The sequence below is a fragment of the Mammaliicoccus sp. JADD-157 genome (genome assembly GCF_049310805.1).
GTDB classification, from domain to species: domain Bacteria; phylum Bacillota; class Bacilli; order Staphylococcales; family Staphylococcaceae; genus Mammaliicoccus; species Mammaliicoccus lentus.
Genome location: NZ_JBMOVZ010000005.1, coordinates 170,575 through 190,592, shown reverse-complemented (window position 1 = coordinate 190,592; position 20,018 = coordinate 170,575). Strand labels below are relative to the sequence as shown.

Genomic DNA, 20,018 nt, shown 5'->3' with positions numbered 1-20,018 from the left:
ACTTCATAGCCTCATCCTAGAAAGAATGAGACTACATTTTAACTTATTATTTACTCCAGTATATATCTCCACCAGGTCCTAATGGTAAACCTAGTAAGAACCATATAATCATAAATATAGGCCAAACGATCGCCAATACAATTGAATATGGCATTAAACTAGAAATTAATGTTCCAAGTTTCATATTCTCATCATATTTTTGAGCATATGATAGTAATAGTGGTAAGTAAGGCATCATCGGTGTTATTGGATTTGTGATTGAATCTCCTATACGATAGACCATCTGTGTAAACGCAGGATGATATCCTAATAACATAAACATAGGTATAAATATTGGTGCTAATATCGCCCATTTTGCGGACGCGCTACCTATTAGCAAGTTAATTAAACAACTTAATAATATTAATCCTATTATTAACACAACACCATTTTGACCTTGTAATAATTCTGCACCTTTAACTGATATAACTACACCTAGGTTGCTCCAATTTAAATACGCTAATAATTGTGAAGCAAAAAATACAATTACAATAAAACTTCCCATTGTCGCCATTGAATCAGTTAACATTTTCCCTAAATCTTTTGTATTTTTAAGTTTACCTGACATAATTCCATAAACAAAACCGGGAACAAAGAAAACAACAAGAATGATTATACCAACACCATCCATTAATGGCGATTCTTCAATTAAGCTTCCAGTTTTAACGTTTCTTAGCCAGCCATTTTCAGGTATTGATAAAGCTAATAAAATAACTATAACCGCAAAGAAACTCCAATTAGCAAACTTTAATGCTTTGTTTTCTTTAGATGTTATTTCATTATCATCACTTGAACTATCTGTTTCTTCTTTATATGTACCTAGACGTGGTATAACAATTTTCATACTTACAAAATAAATTGCTGGTAATAAAATGATAGAAGATGCTGCTATAAAATACCAGTTCATTGCTACGTTCAACGAAATATCTTTGCTAATAATTTCAGCTGCTGGTTTAGTAAATGCATAAACAAGCGCATCACTCATCCCTAAAGTTAAATTCGCTGCAAACGCCCCTAAGGCAGAAGCATATGCCATCGCTAAACCCGCTATCGGGTGATAACCAAGTTTAATAAAAACTAATGCCGTCAAAGGTGGTAAAACTACTGGAGCTGCATCTCCAGCAGCATTCCCAATAATACCTACAAATATAATAATGGGTACTATGATTTTCTTAGGTGCTTTATTAACTATCATTATCATTAATTTATCAAAATATCCTGTTTTTTCTGCTACACCTATTCCGAGCATAACTGCAAGTACAAGGCCTAATGCTGGGAATTCGGAAAAGTTTGTTATAGATTCACTTAATATTTTAGAAAAACCTTCTCTAGAAATTAGATTTGTTACTTCTACTGTTTTTCCTGTACCTGGGTTTTCAACTTTTATATTGAACAAAGATACAAACCAAGATAGTACAATTAATCCTACACATAAAAGGAAAAATAATATACTTGGATCTGGCAATCGGTTTCCTGCTTTTTCTATGAAGTTTAAGAATCTATTAATAATAGAAACTTTTCTCTTTGTCTGATTCATAATAGCCCCCTTAATATAAGAAATTAGAAATATTATATCATAAAATATCTATATATTTTGAAGTTTCAGACGATTTGTAATGTATGATTTTATTATTTATATAAAATCTATTTATTCGGTGTAATTTGGATATTATTTTTTTAATAATTAATATTGCTAAACTCTTGAAGGGACCTTATACTTAAGATACAAATATTAAATTGTAATAATCTTTTTCATTATTGCAATGATAAGTTACAGTTTATTATTTTACTGTGAGAAGTCTTTATATATGATTATGAAATGGAACGGATGGGTTATACATACCCAAAGCGATAAGCATCCTGAAGCTTATCGCTTTTTATTTTTATAAATAGTATATATAACGAATAGAGGCCGAGACAAATGTCTCGGCCTCTTTCGGTTTATTGATCAAGTGTTTCACCTCAAGCTTTATTTAATATCATTAATAATTATCTAATGTGTTTTAATACTGCGTTTTCAACTTCAGACAAATGAAATGCCATTTTTTCTTCAGCTAATTTACTATTTTGACTTTTTATAGCTTCGTATATATCTTTATGTTCATTATAGAGCTTCTCAATCGATTTGCTTTTTGTATATAAATATATTCTTCTTGTTTCTTTCATAGTATGTTGCATTAATTCTGATACATTGCGCAATAGCTGTTTTAACATGTAATTATTTGAAGCATCAGCAATAGCAAGATGGAATCTTAAATCTGAAGCTTCTCCTAATTCATTTTTTTTAATTGCTACTTTCATATCAAAAAGTGCCGCTTCAATTTCCTTAAGATTATTTTCATCACGATTAGATGCTGCTAATCTTGCTACACCAACTTCAACTATATTACGTACTTCTAATAAATTTTCGATGTCTTCCACATTAGCATTAATCGCTTCAAGATTAAATTTTGTTTCTTCTCTATTTATAACAAAAGTTCCTTGTCCATGTTTAATATCGACATATCCCATTGCTCGTAAAGCATTCAATGCTTCTCTAATAGTAGCTTGACCAACACCAAAACTCTCAGATAATGCTTTGATTGATGGTAATCGATCACCAGGATTTATACGACCTTCGTTAATATCAAATATGATGACATCTGCAACTTTTTCATATAATTTCTGATTCGATATTTTCATTTTTATTTCTCCACCTTGTAAAATCATTAGTAGAGCAATTATATCATTTTATATTTTTGACTTGATCACATTTTAAGATTTTTTAGAAAATTCCCTTTCAATGCTTGAAATTGCTTCTTCTAATGTTGCTCCTGTTGATAATGATACGCTCGCTAGAAATGCTCCTTCAACAATAGGCCCGTCAACTTTATATAATTTATAATCACCTTCGTATAAATCAATAGCCATTTCCAAGTTCATTTCTGCTGATCCAATATCGTAAAATAATAATGCATCTTCTGTCAATTCATCGATGATTGCGTTAACTGTATCGATACTTGTTCCTATTTCACCTTCATTATTACCGCCTTTAGCGATTACTGATACATCTGGTGACATTTGTGCTAATAAGTCTTTCACACCTTGTGCTATATCTTTACTATGACTAATAATTCCTATTGTCGCCATTTTCTACACATCCTCACTTAAAGCATTTAATACAAATACCATACTTTGTGCACCTGGATCAATATGTCCAATTGAATCCTTTTTGAAATATGCTGCTCTTCCTTTAGTAGCTTCTAAATCTTTCGTATCATCTGCAAATTGTTGTAATTGTTCTTTACTTATAGATTGATTATTTTCTAAGTACTCAGATGTTTTCTGTAGCACATCATACATCGTTTTTTCGCCACCAGAAACTTTACCTCGCGTTGCTACAGCATTTTTAAATTCATCAATGTATTCTTTCAAATTATCTTGATTAATTTCATCATGGTTAAGAGAAGCCATTTTTACAAAACTAAATCCATAGAGTGGACCAGACGCCCCTCCTACAGAACTCATTAATGTCATACCTGTTGATTTCAAAACTTCACTTAACGTATTCCCAGAAATTTTCTCGTCAACTGCTTTGAAACCTCTCAGCATATTAACGCCATGATCTCCGTCACCAATTGCTCTGTCTAAGTCTGTTAAAAGTTGTTCTTCTTGTTCAAAAGTATTTCTTAAATCTTTTAATTTTTTAGTTAATAAATCTGCATCCATGGATAAATCCTCCTATACGAAATATTTACTCTCTGTCGGTGCATCAAAAGCATCGCGATATTCATCATCATAAGGTACTAAAGTAATAGAAAAACCTTGCATATCTAAAGCTGTCATATAATTACCGATTAAATATTTTTCGATATTTAATTCATTTTCTTTAGCATATTCATTAAAGTAATGTGAAACAATCGCTAATTCAGAATCTGGAGTTGCACCCATACCATTAATCATTACGATTAATGTTTTATCTGATATTTCTTTCTCTAATTCGTGCATTAACCTTTTAATTATTTCATCGATTGGTTCGATATCCTCTTGATATATACCACGTTCACCATGAATACCGATTCCTATTTCCATTTGATTCTCTTTTAAATCAAAACCATATTGACCAGTAGTTGGTACTAAACAAGGATAAATAGCCATACCAATTGTTCTTATCTTTTCGATAAATGTTTCTGTTCTACTCTTTATATCAGCGAGATTGAATCCATTATCGGATAAGAAACCTGCATATTTATGGACTAAGACTGTTCCGGCCACACCTCTTCTATCTTCTATGTTTTCGATAGATATATCATCTCTCACCACGATTGACTCACAAGAGATACCTTCCATCTCAGCCATTTCTTGTGCCATCTCAAAATTCATTACATCCCCTGCATAATTTTTCACTATTAAAAGAACACCTTCATCTGTAGCTACATGTTTGATTGCTTCTAAAATTTTATCAGGAGTAGGAGATGTAAACACTTCACCACATACAGCTGCATCTAACATACCCCCTGCCACATAACCAGCATGAGCAGGTTCGTGGCCTGAACCTCCTCCAGAAACTAAAGCAACACCTTTTGTTTTTAAATTTTTTCTTACTACTACATTTTCACTTATTATTTCAACCGCATCATCCATTATTTCAATGCCTTTTAACATATCAGCAACAAAATTTGTTTTTTCTTTCATTAATTTCTTCATACTATGACCTCCCGATTGAATTCTATTACCTCAATACTATTATAAAACGTTTAAGGTAGTAAGCGTTAACAATATGGATATATATAAAATCCATACACAAGAGACATTATCAAGAATTCGTATAAGCTACATTGAATAATACGTTATTCTATAAAAGTCATGTTATGCATGGATTTTTATACTAAGTTATTTATTTTATTTGATACACTCTTGTTTCAAAAGGTTTTAACTTTTGTGTTTTTTCAATATCTCTATAATTATTCAGTAATAAATCATAATTTTCAATTTTAAATGCTTTAGATATATCCGCTTCTTCACTAGTTAAATTACACATTATAATAACTTGATTGTTATCAAGCTTTCTCTTATAAGTATAAATTTGTGGATGATATTCATCTACTAATTCATAAACACCATAATTAAATACATTATTAGATTTTTTAAGTTTAATTAGCTTTTTATAGTAACTTAAAATTGAATCTTCATCTTCTAATTGTTGTTCAACATTTATATTTTTATAATTAGGATTTACATGGAACCAAGGTCTTTCTTTTGAAAATCCTGCATAATCAGTTTGATTCCATTGCATCATTGTTCTCGAATTATCTCGATTTACTTTACTGAAATCATGTAATAATTGCTCTACGTTTTCTCCATTTTCTTTTTTTAATCTAACTTCATTTTTGACTGATACATCATTAAATTCTTCTAATGATTGGAATGGATAGTTAGTCATACCTATTTCTTGTCCTTGATATATAAATGGCGTCCCTTTTTGTAAGAAGTAATTCGTCGCATGACTTGTCGCACTTTCATACCAATAATGTTGATCGTCTCCCCACGTTGAAACAAGTCTTGGTTGATCGTGGTTTTCAATAAATAAAGCATTCCAACCCTTACCTTCTAATTGGTTTTGCCATTTGGTCATAACTTCTTTATATCTTTGAATGTCGAACCCTGCATCTTCAGTATTCCATAATCCTAAGTGCTCAAATTGAAATATCATATTAAATATTCCATTTTCAAACCCGACCCAATTTTCAGCATCATCTGGAGAAACACCGTTCGCTTCACCGACTGTCATAATATCATACTTATTAAAGGTTTCGTCTCTCAGCTCTCTTAAATGTTCTAAAATACCTGGTCTATTTGTATATCGCTCGAACGCAGGTTTAAAATTCGTTTCATTTTCAGCATATTCAATATCACCATCTTCAAATGATTTTTGAATATGTGTAATGGCATCTACTCTAAATCCATCAATTCCTTTATCAAACCACCAATTAATCATCTTATATAATTCTTTTCTCACATTGGTGTTTCTCCAGTTAAGGTCCGGCTGTTTTTCGCTAAATATATGTAAATAATATTCATCGGTTTCTTTTGTTTTTGCCCATGCAGATCCATTGAAAATACTTCCCCAGTTATTGGGTTCTTTATCATTCTTACCTTCTTTCCAAATATACCAGTCTCTTTTAGGGTTTTGTTTATCAGACTTGGATTCAATAAACCATGGATGTTCATCCGAAGTATGATTAATAACTAAATCTAAGATTAATTTCATACCGAGTTCATGCGTTTCTTCCAGTAATAAATCAAAATCTTCCATCGTACCAAATTCTTCCATTATATCTTGATAGTCACTTATATCGTAGCCATTATCATCATTAGGTGACGTAAAAATTGGTGAAACCCAAATTACATCAATTCCTAAATATTTTAAATAACTTAATTTCTCTCTTATGCCGTTAATATCGCCTATCCCATCGTCATTAGAATCTTTAAAACTTCTTGGATAAATTTGATAACATACAGCTTCTTTCCACCAAATACGCTCTTCCATATTTAAACATTCTCCTGTCTTTTTGTAGATGCTCTTTCTATAATCTCAGTCGGTATAATAGTGTTTTTCTTAATTATATTTGGATCTTCTATTAATTTAATCATGGCTATACCTGCTTCTTCCCCTAAATATTCAGGATGAATATTTACAACTGTTTGAGGTGGCGAAGCAGATTCATTAATGAAAGAATCATTAAATGTTGCAGTCATTACATCATCAGGAATTCTTATATTGTAGTGATACAAAGCACTTAATAAATTTATATTTAACATGCTATCTGATGTAATAATTGCACTTGGAAATACTTTTTGTTCCTTCATTTTCTTAACGACTTCCATAATTTCATTTCTTTCAGGTCGTGCATTAAAAATTTGAAATTCATTAACATTATTTTTTATGCAAACCTTTTTAAACCCTTCAATTCGATCTATTGCCACTGCATACGAATCTGGTTCAGCAATAAAAGCTAAATGGTTATGTCCCTTATCTATCATAAACTGCGTCATTAATTCGCTCGCTTCAATATTATCGTTATCAATATGAATAATATCTCGTTCTTGTAGTTGCTTGCCTATAACAACAAACGGGAATTTATTTTTTTTAAGTAATTTTATAATTGGATCATTTTCTTTTGAATACAGCATGATAAATCCATCAATAGATTTAGATTTCATTAAACTTTCTACTTCTGCGATTAATTCTTCTGACTCAATCGCAGTGGTCATAATCGTAGAATACGCTCTTTTTTTACATGCGATAGATATGCCCATCAATACATCAGTAAAGAACGGATTTTGAGTCATTTCTTTAGATGCTGTCTTTAAAATTAATCCTATTGTTTTTGTTTTTTGTGTTACAAGTGTTCTTGCAGCTACATTAGGTTCATAACCTAATTTTCGCATAACAGCTTTTACTTTTTTCGATGTATTTTCACTGATGCTTTTATGACCGCTTATTACTCTTGAAACTGTTGAAGGGGCTACATTAGCCTCTTTTGCGACATCTTTAATTGTAACCACAAAACCACTCCTTATTATCCTTTAGTTGCACCTGCAGTTAATCCAGTGACTAAATATCTTTGTAAAAGTAAAAATACGATTGAAATTGGGATTGCTATCATCATAGCACCTGCAGCAAAAACTGTGAAATTATTACCGAACTGGTCATTTATAAAATTAAATAATCCAACTGCCAATGTATATTTTTCAGGACTTCTTAATAAGATTCTAGGTAATATAAAGTCCATGAATGGTCCCATAAAATTAAACAGTGCTACTACTGCTAATATCGGTTTAGCTAAAGGCAACATAATTGTGAAGAATATTCTCATATGCCCAGCACCATCCATTTTGGCTGACTCATCTAATTCTTTTGGTATTGTATCAAAATACCCTTTCACTAAAAACGCATTCATCGGTATTGATCCACCGATATAGATCAAAGTTAGCCCAAATAATGAATCTAAAAGACCGATAGTATTTAACAAGATATAAATAGCTACCATCGCCATTAAAACAGGAAACATTTGAAGTATTAAAAATGCTATTAACCCATATTTTCTACCTACAAATCTATATCTTGAAAAAGCATAAGACGTTAAACCTACAAATATAACTGAAAACAATGCATTTGCAGTCGCAACGATTAATGTGTTTTTATACCAAGTTAAATAATCACTAGAAGGATCTGTTAATAAAAATATATAGTTTTTTAGCGAAGCATCTTTAGGTATCATACTTGATCCATATAAATTTGAACCCGAGTTTAAAGATAATCCTAATGTCCATAATAACGGATAAATAATGATAATAAACATAACAGCCAAAATACTATACATCAAAATAGCTCTTAATATATTTTTGTTTTTCTTATTCATTAAATATCCCCCTCATCTTTAAACGTACTTGTTTTTCTAAATTGTATAAATGCAATTATTGCGATAAATATCCCAATAATTAATGAAATAGTAGCTGCCATATTATAGTTTTGCATATCGAATGTTAAGCGATAAACCCATGATATTAATATATCTGTACTTCCTGCGTTTTGGCCTGATACTGGCGGTCCACCTTTATTAAATAAATATATAAGGTTAAAGTTATTAAAATTACCTGCATATTGCATAATCAATAACGGAGCAGTTGCAAACAAAATATGAGGAAATGTTATGTTTCTAAATTTCTGCCAACTCGAAGCGCCATCCATATCAGCCGCTTCATACCAATCTGATGAAATACTTTGTAATACACCAGTAAATAAAGCAAATACAAAAGGAAAACCTAACCATACTTGAATGAATATCAAAGCTATTTTCGCCCAAAATGGATCGTTTAACCACGCTGGTGCTATACCTAATAAGGGTTGCAATATATCATTATTTATTGAACCAAAATCATCGTTAAATATTGCTGCAAATATTAAAATAGTAACAAATGATGGTACTGCCCATGGAAGAATCAATACTGTTCTAATTAATTTTTTAAACTTTACCAACGGGTGATTTACAATTATAGCCAACAATAATGCCAACACAATTTGTAAAGTTGTAGCTACTAGTGTCCATACAATTGTCCAAGTTAATACATTAAAAAAAGTTGTCTTCCAAATAGGAACAGTTAATAACGATTTAAAATTATCAAAGCCAACCCATTCTAATAAATTTCTAGGAGGTGCATTATATAAATTATAATTCGTAAAAGCTAAAAAACACATAAATAGTAATGGAAACACTACAACAAAAATTAATAAAAAAATACCTGGTGAAATCAATAAATAAGGGAATGTTTTATCCCATGTTGCAACCATACGCCCTTTACTATCTTTAATTTCGTGACCTCTGTTATATTGTTCGGCATTTCTATATGCATCGATTATATTTACAACGTAAAGTGTGATAGCAAATGCTATAAGTATGAGGGATATAATCCCTTGCGCTAACAATACTCTTGAATCATCTAGTTTTGGCACTGTACCAAGCGTAAATAACCCCCAAAATCCAATGTTCATAAACTGATAAAAAACACTTATAAAACTAATAAAAAATATAATAAAAATACTGCCTTTTATGTATCTTTTATTATAAAATTGTCCAACACCTGGAATAATGGACAATATCCCAGCTAATTTAGGATTTCTATTCTTCATATTTGACACCTTCTTTTATTTTTTAGATGCATTCATAATTTTCACCTGTTCGTCTATATTACTTTTTGCTTCATCTAATGCTTCTTTTGAATCTTTCCCATTTGACATAAATATCGCTGCATTTCCCATAGGATCCCAGACCTGACTCATTTCTGGAATATTAGGCATTGGAACAGCATTTTGTGCTTGTTGCTCATATGGTCTTAGAAGTTCATTTTTAGATGAAACATCTGTACGTCCTGTAATTTCTTGCATATCGTCAGTATATTTCTGCATGTTCTTTTGATTTGTTAGAAATAATAATAAATCTTTAGCCCAATATTTCTCCTTACTGTACTCTGATATAAACCAACCACGAACACCTAAAAATGGTTTCATTTGTTTGCCATTATCTTTAGGTAAAATCGCTGTACCAAAATCGTCACCTAATTCTTCTTTAAACTCTGAAGTTTGCCATGGACCAGTCACAAACATGCCAACTTTTCCTTCTTTAAATAAACCAACAATGACATCTTGATCTGCTGACTTTGTGATATAACCTTTTTCATACCATGATTGCAGTCTTTTGCCACTTTCTACTACAGCTTTATCATTTACTGCTACATCTGTAGTATCAAACCCGTTATCTTTTTCTTTAAAAATGTATCCGCCTTGTGAAAATAAAAATGGGTAATTAAAGTAAAAGTTTTTAGCATCAAACATGAAACCATATTGTTTTTTATCTTTATCAGTTATGTTTTCAGCAATTTTTTCTACATCTTCCATAGTCTTTGGTGGTGTTTTTACAAGCTTTTTATTATAAACGACAGCCGTTGATTCAACTATTACTGGTAATGCTAATTGTTTACCTTCGTAGTTTAATGCATCTAATGCATCTTTTGAATATCCTTCAAGTTCTTCTTCTGTAAAATCAATTTCTGCTGCCAATCCTTGTAAGTATGCATCTCCTGCTCTATCCTGAGGTTGAAAGAATAAATCAGGTCCTTTTCCAGAGGGGCCATCTAAAGATAAATTGTCAACTTGGTCATCTTGAGCAGTGTTTTTTAGAATAATTTCTATTCCTGTTTTTTTAGTGTATTCTTTCGTTACTTCTTTATAGAAAGACATTTGCCTATCTCCATCAACCCACATTGTTAACGATTCAGGTTTTGAAGTCTTTTCATCATCATTTAAAGCTTTATCAATATCTTCTTGTGTACGTTTTGGACCACAACTTACTAATAACGTAACAACTAGTATCACTGAGCAAAATTTTATTATTCGCTTCATATGCTCTCCTTCTTTCAAGTGTTAATTTGACACTGATTTAATTTTTTATTTTTTCTCCGGTTTCTTTATCAAAGAAATGACATTTATTTAAATCGATGGCTAATTCAATTTCTTCATTAGGATTTACTACTGTTCTTGCATCTAATTTCGCTGAAAATTCATTGTCACTAAACAAACCATGTATCATTATTTCTGAACCTAATAATTCACTTACTAATACTTTTGTTTTGAATGTTGTATCCTGATGTGCTGATATAAATATTGGTTCATCGTGAATATCTTCTGGTCTTATACCAAATCTTATGTCTTTCCCATCATAACCAGCATTTGTTAATAATCTTGTCTGTCTCTCATTCAACTTAATCACTTGATCGCCTATTTCTAAGTTATCTTGATTTATTCTTGCATCGAAAATGTTCATTGCAGGTGAGCCAATAAATTGAGCAACAAACTCATTTTCTGGCGAATCATACACTTCTCTTGGTGTACCTATTTGCATGATATCTCCATCTTTCAATACAACGATGCGACTAGCCATTGTTAATGCTTCAGTTTGGTCATGTGTTACGTAAATTGTTGTCGTTTGTAGACGTTCATGTAATTTCAAAATTTCAGTCCTCATTTGGACACGTAATTTTGCATCTAAATTAGATAAAGGTTCATCCATTAAAAATACTTTAGCATCTCTAACAATCGCTCTACCTAAAGCTACTCTTTGTCTTTGACCACCAGATAAAGCTTTAGGCTTTCTCGGTAAAAATTCTTTTAAACCTAAAATTTCTGCAGCATATTGTACCCTTTTGTCTATTTCTTTTTTATTCATTTTTCTAAGTTTTAAGCCAAAAGCCATATTATCGTATACTGTCATATGTGGATATAAAGCATAATTTTGAAATACCATCGCTATATCTCTATCTTTAGGTGCTACATCGTTCATTCTTGAACCATCAATAGAAAATTCTCCATCCGTTATATCTTCTAGCCCTGCTATCATCCTTAATGTTGTTGATTTGCCACACCCTGACGGACCGACAAACACTATAAATTCTTTGTCTTTAATATGTAAATTAAAATCATTAACCACCGTATTTCCTTTATCATAGGTTTTCTTAATATTTTCTAATTTTAAATCGGTCATATGATTCCCTCCGTTAATTGAAATCGCTTTCATTTTTAAATATAAACTTATCATATGTGTAATTTAACAATTTGTCAATGAATTTTACGCAAACGTTTGCATTTATATTTACATACATATATTAGTCTTATAAATATTTATCTATACTATAGCGCAAACGTTTGTTTTAATAATATGCTTTATTGTTGCAATTTTAGTTCATAGGGTGTACTATATGAAAAGTAATAAGTACAGGAGGTGTACTAATGGAAAATAATGAATTAAAAAAAGCATTTAACCTATTTCAAGAATCTATTGTTAACATTCATAGCGAAGTAGCAAAAATTTTAAATAAGTCTGGGTTAGATGAAGTAATCTCTAAAGAACAATTTCAAACTCTAAAAATTATTAAAGAGTCTCCTAAATGTACATTTAGTTTTATAGCTCAAAGACAAGGTGTTTTTAAAACAGCAATATCTAATAGAATTAATAAACTAAAGCATTTAGATCTTATTTCAATCCAACAAGGTGAAGATAAAAGAGAAAAATCTGTATTGCTAACTGAAAAAGGATTATCTCTTGTTAGTCGTACTGAAGATATAATCTATGAAACTTTTAGTCGTAAATTATCTTCTCATTTCTCTGATCAAGAAATCATCACATTCGTTAAACAGCTCCAAAAAGCAAACAATCTTATAACTGGAAAGGATAATGCTAAACATGTTTGATGATATAAAAAACTTATGGACACATAAATTTATGCTCATTTCTTTAATAGCAATCATGCTTTTACCGCTTATTTATAGTTCTGTATTCGTGGGGTCTTTATGGGATCCTTATGGTAAAACTGACGAATTAAAAATATCAATAGTCAATTATGATAAAGGCGGCGAAATTAATGGTGAGAAGACGAATATAGGTAATGACGTCGTTGATAAATTAAAGGATAATGATAAATTCAAATGGGAGTTTGTAGAACAATCTACTGCAGATAAACATTTAGAACGCGGTGAATCTTATGCAGTTATAACAATACCTGAAAATACAACTAAAAACGCTGGGTCCATGTTAGATAAATCTCCAGAAAAAATTGATTTAAATATTAAAACAAACCCTGGATATAGTTATACTGGTTCTCAAATTGCAACTAAAGCAGTAACAGCAGTTGAAGATAATCTAAGTAGTTCTATTCGAGACAAATACATTACAGAAGTATTTAATGGCATGAATAAACTTACAGATGGTTATAAAGATACCTCTAAAGCTTTAGGACAAATGTCTGATGCAGAATCCCAACTTATAGATGGTAATCAACAAGTTGAATCTGGGTTAGAACAAATGGCACCTATGGCCGGAGCTCAAGGAGAGCAACTTCTACAAGGTAGTAAGCAAGTATCACAAGGTCTAAATGAACTACAAGCTAATAATAATAAATTGAAAGATAATATTGATAAAGCTATTAAACAGTCTGAAGGCCAATATTTTAATAAGAAAAATACAGATTCCATCAATAAACCAGTTAAATCAAGTGAAAACGACTTAACTGAAGTAGATAATTATGGTCAAAGTTTCGCACCATATATTCTTGCATTAAGCTTATATGTCGGAGCAGTAGCCTTTGCTGCAGTCTATCCAATAGATAAACGTATGGGAGATTCAACAGGAATCAAATGGTGGTTAAGTAAATTTGTTATTTATTTCTTACAATCTGTAGGTTCCGCACTCGCACTAGCAGTACTATGTCTATATATATTTGATATGGATATCGCCAACCATGGATATTTCACACTGACACTTCTATTATGGAGTTTAGCAGCTTATATGATTGTTACTTTCTTAACTGTAGTATTAGGTAATATCGGTAAATTCTTAGCAATCATATTATTAATTTTGCAGTTAGGTTCAAGTGAAGGTACTTTCCCTATTCAATTATCAGGCAAGTTCTTCCAAGACTTACATCCATTTTCTCCAATGAGCTATGTCATTAAAGCATTAAGAGAAAATATATTTAACTTTACAAGCGACGTAACATACTTACAATCTATGTTGATTATTGGAAGTATCGCAATTGTCTTTGCATTACTATCAATGCTTGTTTATACAATACGTTCTAAATATCCAAACTTTAGACGTAAAGCAAACGAAAACGATTATTAATACAAGTACGTATCCTTATTTAAAAAGAAGCTGGAACATTATAAATGTTCCAGTTTTTTGATTTTAGGTCAGAAAAATTAAATTCGTGAGTCTATGTGATCGTAAATCCAATAAGAGCGGGTCTATTTGGATTTTTGTCTTAATTAATCCAACAAAATGAACTCTTATTGGATTTTCGGCTTAATTAATCCAACAAAACGGCTCTTATTGGATTTTTCGGCTTTATTAATCCAACAAAATGAACTCTTATTGGATTTTCGGTTTAATTAATCCAATAACAACATATTCTTTAGATTTTATATATTCTATCCAAAAAAGAGCCAGGGATTTATATCCCAAGCTCTTTTGTTTAATATATTTCTTAACTATATTTATTTTTCTTCATAGTCTATTACAATTTTACCTATACTATTTCCTTGTTCTATCATTTCATGAGCTTTTGTAATTGTTTCTACAGTTAAGCCTTTTAATGTTTGATAATGTGTTGTTTTAATAGAGCCTCTATCTATTAATTTCATCAATTCACTTAAATATTTATGATGTTGTTTCATATCTTCAGTTTCATATTTAGGTCTTGTAAACATAAATTCAAATGAAAATGAAACACTTTTATCTTTTAATAAGTTTAAATCTACTTTATCCATAAAATTAACTAACCCTACAATTTTACCTCTAGGCTTTATCATTTCTGCCATTACCGCAAAGTATTCATCACTATTATGCGTATCAAAAATATAATCTACTTCATTGATACGGTGAGCTTTTAATTCATCTGGTAAATGGTGTTTATGATTTAATACAATATCAGCGCCCATTTTTTCAGACCATCTTCTTGTTTCTTTTCTAGAAGCTGTAGTAATTACAGTTAAACCTAGATGTTTTCCAATTTGAGTTGCTATTGAACCAACACCACCAGCTCCATTAATAATCAGTAATTTCTTCCCTTCATTATCTTCAGGGTTTGTTGATATATTTAACCCTTCGCAGAGCGCTTCAAACGCTGTAAGTGAAGTTAAAGGTAATGCAGCAGCTTCTACATTGGATAAATGTTCTGGTTTAATACTTACTAGTCTTTCATCAACGAGTTGATATTCTGCATTAGAACCTTGTCTTATGTTAGATCCAGAGTAGTATACTTCATCTCCAACATGGAATAATTCAACGTCATTTCCAACCGCTTCTACAACACCTACTGCATCATAACCTAATACTTTATAATCATCGTAGTTTGCCGTTCGTAACTTTGTATCTACCGGGTTAATACTTGCTGCTTTTACATTTACAAGTATATCTTTACCTTCAGCTTTAGGCGTAGGTAAGTCTAATTCTTCAAAACCGTTTTCTTCATTTAAATCAAAGCCGTTTTTAAATCCAATTGCTTTCATTTAATCCTCACCTCTTATTTTATTTTATAAAGGCTTACTATAATAGTTATGATCTTCATCTAAAACCATACCTAATTTTTGATATAGTTTGTTTCCAGCTACATTTGTTTTCTCAGTCTCCAAATACATTATCTCATACCCATTTTCTTTACCATATTGAAATGCTTGGTTCATGAGTTTCTCACCAACGTGTTTACCACGTGCTTGCTCAGTAACAAACAAATCATTAATAATAAGTAGTTGTGACATTTTCATCGAAGAAAGCATCGTATATAATTGTATAAATCCAATAACATCATTTTCTTCTTCAGCTATAAATATAGTAGCATTTTTATTTTTTAAATTATTATACAGAAATGTATTAGCCTGTTCTTTATTAGATTTTTTCCCCGCATGAACACGATATGCATCAAAAATTGGTACAATTCGTAAAATGTCATCTTCGTTAATTTTTACGATATTCAATTGTATATCCCCCTGTTTATCTATAAAAATTTATCTATCACTCATAATTGTGTTTTCATCAGCTTTAAGTTTCGGTCTTACTACAAGTTCGCCACTACATTCTGGGCAAACATAATATAGATTTTCTGCACAATCACGGCAAAAAGTATGTTCTTTAACACAAATAAAAGCATTACTTTTTTCATGGAAAACATAATCGCAATTGTCGCATTTTGTTTTCATTTCCAATACCATCTCTATCACTCCATTATTGTATGTTAATATTGATTATAATTATCATATCATTTTTTAGTATTTAATATTAATATGAAGGTGATTATATTGGAAAAAGAACTTGTCGGTAAATGTAAGATTTGTCAAAAGAATATTTATTGTAACAGTGGTTTTATAGAAGGTATTGTTTTAGAAGATAAGACATTAATTTGTTTTAAATGTACAAAAAACAGGCTGAGACATAATTAAATGTCTCAGCCTAATTAATTATACGCCTTGATCGAGTTTATCCATCATAGTTTTCATCAATTTTATTTGTCCAGTATGGTAATTAGTATGCGTTACACCAAAAGGTATTGTTTCAGCAAAAGTTGTCATATTAGCTAATGGCTCATTTCGTTTACGATCTAATTGGTCATCTACAATATTTAAAATTCTATCTAACTGCGTATTTAAAATACCTTTTAATTCTTTAAATGTAGGTTCAGCGCCAGTAAAGCTTTGTGGTGAAGTACCAGGTGCAAATGACTTTCCTAATTCAGCCCCTAAAGTATTCTCTTCCTCAGTCGTACCAAATACAAACGTTTCATTTGCAACTATGATATGACCTAGCTGCCACTTAATATTATTATTAGCCAACTCTAACTGAAAGTCTGCTTCTTTCTCATCAATATCTTTTATAATATTTGATAACATATTATAAGAAATTTCGAACTGTTCTTTTAGCATATAAATCTTCCCCCTATTATTATTTCATTAATATGAAATATCTACTCATGATTCGGAAGTTAATCAAGTGACTTTCTACTTTATCTTAATATCCTATATACAACATAACTTGTTATAGCATATGTATCAAGAAACAGGCTTTATTCCATGACTGTATAGGGAGTTTAATTTTATCGTATATTATTTAACCAATAGCCAATCTAATATATCTAGAAAACTTATAGCTTATATATTCTTTTCTGCTACAACTATATAAACAGGTTGATTAGCAATTTTACCTTCTGGATAAAATACATCTACTTTATCAAATCCTGCATCTCTAACTTGTTCTATCATATCTTCTGACGAGACTCTTGGAGCTTTTGTTAAATCTAGCTTTTCTAATTCAATACATAGAAATACTCCTTTATTTTTTAAGACTCTATATATTTCATTTAAAGCCTGCGAAAGTGGACTTACTTCATGCAATGATATTGATGCAATTGCTCTATCGAATGTTTCGCTACTTAATTGAATATCTTTAAAATCTGATACTAGTGTTTCAATATTCGTAATTTCTTTTTCCTTAGCTTTTGTATCTAAATAATTTAAAATGTCTGCATCAAAATCAATTGCAGTTACTTCATCTACGTACTTAGATATTGGAAGACTTATATACCCTACTCCAGCTCCAAGATCTAATACTTTATCCACTTTATTTAGAGAAATAAATGGTAGTATATCTTCTACTGGAATTCTTTGTATCGTCTCTAAGTTATTGATTTTCTTTGTTAATTTTTGATTCATTAAAATACCTCCTCAAATAGATAAAACAGAATTTATATATAATTTAATTATGCTTCTTTGCTTATATCGTGCTTTAATAAAATACTAAGACTTTATCAAAATTTAATTTTAATGCAGTAATTTACCTTTCGAAGATATTAAAGACTTTTTATATCTTTGATTAAATCATAATAACACCAGATATAATACAAGTCAACTTGGAGGTTTAGAGATTTTAATATATTTTATATAATGATAAAAATATTTATTAGTTAAGTATAAAAAAATCCCATAAGCATTTGCTTATGGGATTCAAAATAATATTGGTAAACAATATTAACGTTTTGAGAATTGTGGTGAACGACGAGCGCCTTTAAGACCTGGTTTCATACGTTCTTTCATACGTGGATCACGAGTAAGTAATCCTGCGCGTTTTAATGAAGCACGGTATTCTGGGTCAGCTTCTAACAATGCACGTGCAATTCCGTGACGGATAGCTTGTGCTTGTCCTGTTAAACCGCCACCTTGAACGTTTACTAAAACATCATAGTTTCCTTTAGTTTCAGTTACTTCAAATGGTTGGTTTAAATCTAAAATTAATGATTCAAATGGTAAGTAGTCGCGTACGTCACGTTTGTTAATTGTTATGTTACCTTCACCAGGTACTAAACGTACACGTGCTACTGAATGTTTACGACGGCCTGTGCCTTGATATTCAACTTGTGCCAATGTAGTATCCTCCTCTTAATTAACCACGTAACTCGTAGTTTTCAGGTTGTTGTGCAGCATGTGGATGCTCTGCACCAGCATATACGAATAATTTTTTACCTTGTTTTTCACCAAGTTTATTATTTGGTAACATACCTTTGATAGATGTTTCTAATAAACGAACTGGGTTTTTCTCTTTTAATTCACCAGCTGAAATTGATTTGATTCCGCCTGGGTGATTTGAGTGACGGTAGTAAATTTTATCTTGTTCTTTGTTACCTGATAAGTAGATTTTGTCAGCATTGATAATTATAACATTATCTCCTGTATCAACATGTGGTGTATAAGTTGCTTTATGTTTACCGCGTAAGATTGATGCGATTTCTGATGATAAACGACCTAACGTTTCTCCTTCAGCATCAACAACAAACCATTTGCGATCGATGTTTGCTTCATTAGCCATAAATGTTTGACGCATTATAGTGTCCTCCTAAATTTTAAAAAAGTTCTGGTCAAGATGTATGAATTCGCCTGTACCAAAGAAAAAACATACATCTTATATTCCGTTATCTGATTCCTGCTTCTATATCTTAAAACACAATAAGATTCCGGGGCTTATCGTGGTGGTGATATAAAACAATACCGTTAACTATAATATAATTTATTTCGCTTTTTGTCAATTGATTTCAAACAATTTATATAGAGTTTTTCTTATGAATGTGAATGTGTTCTCCAAACTCTTCTTTGAGTTCTTCTTCGCTAAGATAAATTCTTTCTAAGTATAATCCATGTGCAGGTGCTGTATGTGGCACTTTATTACGATCTCTTTCTTCAAGTAATTTATGAATTTCCTGACCGCTTCTTTTCCCTTCACCTACAAGAATTAGATAAGCTACCATAACACGTACCATATTATATAGGAAACCAGAACCTGTCACGATAAATTCAAAGCCTTCATCCGTTTCTACAACTTCACTTTGATAAATTGTTCTTTCTTTGTTTTTTACTTCTGTCTTTTGTGAACAAAAACTTGTAAAATCATGTGTTCCTAAAAATAATTTTGCTGCTTCGTTCATTGCGTTTATATCGACCGGTTTCTTTTGTTGTACTTTTGTATCGTGTTCAAATACTTTTCTAGCTTCGTCTATATAAACTTTGTAACGATATTTTTTACCTACACAATGATATCGACAATGAAATGTATCACTGATTTGTTCTACGCTTTGAACATATATATCTTTTGGTAAAGCAGAATTAAATGCATACTGCCATTTATCTGGGGCGATATTCAACTCTGTATCAAAATGGAAATACTGCTCTATAGCGTGAACACCTTTATCCGTTCTACTAGAAGGATGAATTCTAACAAATGTACGGTGCATTCTTTTTAGAATTCTTTCAAATTCATATTGGACTGTTCTTTCATGGTGTTGTATTTGAAACCCCATGAATTGTCCTCCATGATATGAAATTTTCACTAACATCCTCAAAATAGGCA

Annotated in this window: 21 protein-coding genes; 2 read left to right on the top strand and 19 right to left on the bottom strand. The window is 30.9% G+C overall.

Annotated elements, in window-relative coordinates:
- Positions 1-46: 46 nt before the first annotated feature.
- The 11 genes from ACO6VN_RS13410 to ACO6VN_RS13360 form a co-directional block, all read right to left on the bottom strand.
- The gene (locus tag ACO6VN_RS13410; RefSeq protein ID WP_422404773.1) at positions 47-1,576 is read right to left on the bottom strand and encodes an AbgT family transporter; all 1,530 of its coding nucleotides are present in this window, start codon (positions 1,574-1,576) and stop codon (positions 47-49) included.
- A gap of 452 nt (positions 1,577-2,028) precedes the next feature.
- Positions 2,029-2,721, bottom strand: coding sequence for a FadR/GntR family transcriptional regulator (locus ACO6VN_RS13405; RefSeq protein ID WP_064204178.1), 693 nt, complete (start codon positions 2,719-2,721; stop codon positions 2,029-2,031).
- Between the two features lie 72 nt (positions 2,722-2,793).
- Positions 2,794-3,168: a dihydroxyacetone kinase phosphoryl donor subunit DhaM gene (gene dhaM, locus ACO6VN_RS13400; RefSeq protein WP_194201535.1), complete on the bottom strand. Its 375-nt coding sequence runs from the start codon at positions 3,166-3,168 to the stop codon at positions 2,794-2,796.
- Between the two features lie 3 nt (positions 3,169-3,171).
- The gene (gene dhaL / locus ACO6VN_RS13395) at positions 3,172-3,747 is read right to left on the bottom strand and encodes a dihydroxyacetone kinase subunit DhaL (protein ID WP_194201534.1); all 576 of its coding nucleotides are present in this window, start codon (positions 3,745-3,747) and stop codon (positions 3,172-3,174) included.
- Between the two features lie 12 nt (positions 3,748-3,759).
- Positions 3,760-4,725 (bottom strand): dihydroxyacetone kinase subunit DhaK, encoded by a 966-nt coding sequence (gene dhaK / locus ACO6VN_RS13390; RefSeq protein ID WP_194201533.1) that lies wholly within the window; start codon positions 4,723-4,725, stop codon positions 3,760-3,762.
- 190 nt (positions 4,726-4,915) lie between these two features.
- A complete protein-coding gene (locus tag ACO6VN_RS13385) occupies positions 4,916-6,568 on the bottom strand; it encodes a glycoside hydrolase family 13 protein (protein ID WP_194201532.1) in 1,653 nt (550 codons plus the stop codon).
- Positions 6,569-6,570: 2 nt separating this feature from the next.
- Positions 6,571-7,587, bottom strand: a complete 1,017-nt coding sequence (locus ACO6VN_RS13380; protein ID WP_194201531.1) for a substrate-binding domain-containing protein — start codon at positions 7,585-7,587, stop codon at positions 6,571-6,573.
- Positions 7,588-7,601: 14 nt separating this feature from the next.
- Positions 7,602-8,444 (bottom strand): sugar ABC transporter permease, encoded by an 843-nt coding sequence (locus ACO6VN_RS13375; RefSeq protein WP_064204182.1) that lies wholly within the window; start codon positions 8,442-8,444, stop codon positions 7,602-7,604.
- Positions 8,444-9,712 carry a sugar ABC transporter permease gene (locus ACO6VN_RS13370; protein ID WP_194201530.1) on the bottom strand — a complete coding sequence of 423 codons (1,269 nt, stop codon included), beginning with the start codon at positions 9,710-9,712 and terminating at the stop codon, positions 8,444-8,446. Before ACO6VN_RS13370 ends, ACO6VN_RS13375 begins: the two co-directional genes overlap by 1 nt.
- A gap of 15 nt (positions 9,713-9,727) precedes the next feature.
- Positions 9,728-10,981, bottom strand: coding sequence for an extracellular solute-binding protein (locus tag ACO6VN_RS13365; RefSeq protein ID WP_016998840.1), 1,254 nt, complete (start codon positions 10,979-10,981; stop codon positions 9,728-9,730).
- 37 nt (positions 10,982-11,018) lie between these two features.
- Positions 11,019-12,119: an ABC transporter ATP-binding protein gene (locus ACO6VN_RS13360; protein ID WP_194201529.1), complete on the bottom strand. Its 1,101-nt coding sequence runs from the start codon at positions 12,117-12,119 to the stop codon at positions 11,019-11,021.
- 245 nt (positions 12,120-12,364) lie between these two features.
- Here ACO6VN_RS13360 and ACO6VN_RS13355 point away from each other — a divergent pair, with 245 nt between their 5' ends.
- Both ACO6VN_RS13355 and ACO6VN_RS13350 read left to right on the top strand, forming a co-directional pair.
- A complete protein-coding gene (locus ACO6VN_RS13355) occupies positions 12,365-12,826 on the top strand; it encodes a MarR family winged helix-turn-helix transcriptional regulator (RefSeq protein ID WP_016998838.1) in 462 nt (153 codons plus the stop codon).
- Positions 12,819-14,255: a YhgE/Pip domain-containing protein gene (locus ACO6VN_RS13350; RefSeq protein ID WP_016998837.1), complete on the top strand. Its 1,437-nt coding sequence runs from the start codon at positions 12,819-12,821 to the stop codon at positions 14,253-14,255. Before ACO6VN_RS13355 ends, ACO6VN_RS13350 begins: the two co-directional genes overlap by 8 nt.
- 371 nt (positions 14,256-14,626) lie before the next feature.
- Here the strand turns inward: ACO6VN_RS13350 and ACO6VN_RS13345 are convergent, their stop codons facing one another.
- The 8 genes from ACO6VN_RS13345 to truA all read right to left on the bottom strand — a co-directional run bounded on the left by ACO6VN_RS13345 (position 14,627) and on the right by truA (position 20,010).
- Complete coding sequence (locus tag ACO6VN_RS13345; protein WP_422404772.1) at positions 14,627-15,640, bottom strand: zinc-binding alcohol dehydrogenase family protein; 1,014 nt, start codon at positions 15,638-15,640, stop codon at positions 14,627-14,629.
- A 24-nt stretch (positions 15,641-15,664) separates the two neighbouring features.
- A complete protein-coding gene (locus ACO6VN_RS13340; protein ID WP_216683355.1) occupies positions 15,665-16,105 on the bottom strand; it encodes a GNAT family N-acetyltransferase in 441 nt (146 codons plus the stop codon).
- Positions 16,106-16,135: 30 nt separating this feature from the next.
- Entirely contained in the window at positions 16,136-16,339 is a 204-nt protein-coding gene (locus tag ACO6VN_RS13335) for a DUF1272 domain-containing protein (RefSeq protein WP_016998834.1), read from the bottom strand.
- A 246-nt stretch (positions 16,340-16,585) separates the two neighbouring features.
- A complete protein-coding gene (locus tag ACO6VN_RS13330) occupies positions 16,586-17,047 on the bottom strand; it encodes a DinB family protein (protein WP_016998832.1) in 462 nt (153 codons plus the stop codon).
- A gap of 225 nt (positions 17,048-17,272) precedes the next feature.
- Positions 17,273-17,833: a class I SAM-dependent methyltransferase gene (locus ACO6VN_RS13325; RefSeq protein ID WP_016998831.1), complete on the bottom strand. Its 561-nt coding sequence runs from the start codon at positions 17,831-17,833 to the stop codon at positions 17,273-17,275.
- A gap of 315 nt (positions 17,834-18,148) precedes the next feature.
- Positions 18,149-18,541, bottom strand: coding sequence for a 30S ribosomal protein S9 (gene rpsI, locus ACO6VN_RS13320; RefSeq protein WP_016998830.1), 393 nt, complete (start codon positions 18,539-18,541; stop codon positions 18,149-18,151).
- Positions 18,542-18,560: 19 nt separating this feature from the next.
- Positions 18,561-18,998, bottom strand: coding sequence for a 50S ribosomal protein L13 (gene rplM / locus ACO6VN_RS13315; protein WP_016998829.1), 438 nt, complete (start codon positions 18,996-18,998; stop codon positions 18,561-18,563).
- A 217-nt stretch (positions 18,999-19,215) separates the two neighbouring features.
- Positions 19,216-20,010, bottom strand: coding sequence for a tRNA pseudouridine(38-40) synthase TruA (gene truA, locus ACO6VN_RS13310; protein WP_026023599.1), 795 nt, complete (start codon positions 20,008-20,010; stop codon positions 19,216-19,218).
- Between the last annotated feature and the right edge of the window lie 8 nt (positions 20,011-20,018).

Bases quoted from the DNA above. Each gene is read 5' to 3' on its own strand.
- ACO6VN_RS13410 (WP_422404773.1), bottom strand. From the start codon at position 1,576: ATGAATCAGACAAAGAGAAAAGTTTCTATTATTAATAGATTCTTAAAC.
- ACO6VN_RS13405 (WP_064204178.1), bottom strand. From the start codon at position 2,721: ATGAAAATATCGAATCAGAAATTATATGAAAAAGTTGCAGATGTCATC.
- dhaM (WP_194201535.1), bottom strand. From the start codon at position 3,168: ATGGCGACAATAGGAATTATTAGTCATAGTAAAGATATAGCACAAGGT.
- dhaL (WP_194201534.1), bottom strand. From the start codon at position 3,747: ATGGATGCAGATTTATTAACTAAAAAATTAAAAGATTTAAGAAATACT.
- dhaK (WP_194201533.1), bottom strand. From the start codon at position 4,725: ATGAAGAAATTAATGAAAGAAAAAACAAATTTTGTTGCTGATATGTTA.
- ACO6VN_RS13385 (WP_194201532.1), bottom strand. From the start codon at position 6,568: ATGGAAGAGCGTATTTGGTGGAAAGAAGCTGTATGTTATCAAATTTAT.
- ACO6VN_RS13375 (WP_064204182.1), bottom strand. From the start codon at position 8,444: ATGAATAAGAAAAACAAAAATATATTAAGAGCTATTTTGATGTATAGT.
- ACO6VN_RS13370 (WP_194201530.1), bottom strand. From the start codon at position 9,712: ATGAAGAATAGAAATCCTAAATTAGCTGGGATATTGTCCATTATTCCA.
- ACO6VN_RS13365 (WP_016998840.1), bottom strand. From the start codon at position 10,981: ATGAAGCGAATAATAAAATTTTGCTCAGTGATACTAGTTGTTACGTTA.
- ACO6VN_RS13360 (WP_194201529.1), bottom strand. From the start codon at position 12,119: ATGACCGATTTAAAATTAGAAAATATTAAGAAAACCTATGATAAAGGA.
- ACO6VN_RS13355 (WP_016998838.1), top strand. From the start codon at position 12,365: ATGGAAAATAATGAATTAAAAAAAGCATTTAACCTATTTCAAGAATCT.
- ACO6VN_RS13350 (WP_016998837.1), top strand. From the start codon at position 12,819: ATGTTTGATGATATAAAAAACTTATGGACACATAAATTTATGCTCATT.
- ACO6VN_RS13345 (WP_422404772.1), bottom strand. From the start codon at position 15,640: ATGAAAGCAATTGGATTTAAAAACGGCTTTGATTTAAATGAAGAAAAC.
- ACO6VN_RS13335 (WP_016998834.1), bottom strand. From the start codon at position 16,339: ATGGTATTGGAAATGAAAACAAAATGCGACAATTGCGATTATGTTTTC.
- ACO6VN_RS13330 (WP_016998832.1), bottom strand. From the start codon at position 17,047: ATGCTAAAAGAACAGTTCGAAATTTCTTATAATATGTTATCAAATATT.
- ACO6VN_RS13325 (WP_016998831.1), bottom strand. From the start codon at position 17,833: ATGAATCAAAAATTAACAAAGAAAATCAATAACTTAGAGACGATACAA.
- rplM (WP_016998829.1), bottom strand. From the start codon at position 18,998: ATGCGTCAAACATTTATGGCTAATGAAGCAAACATCGATCGCAAATGG.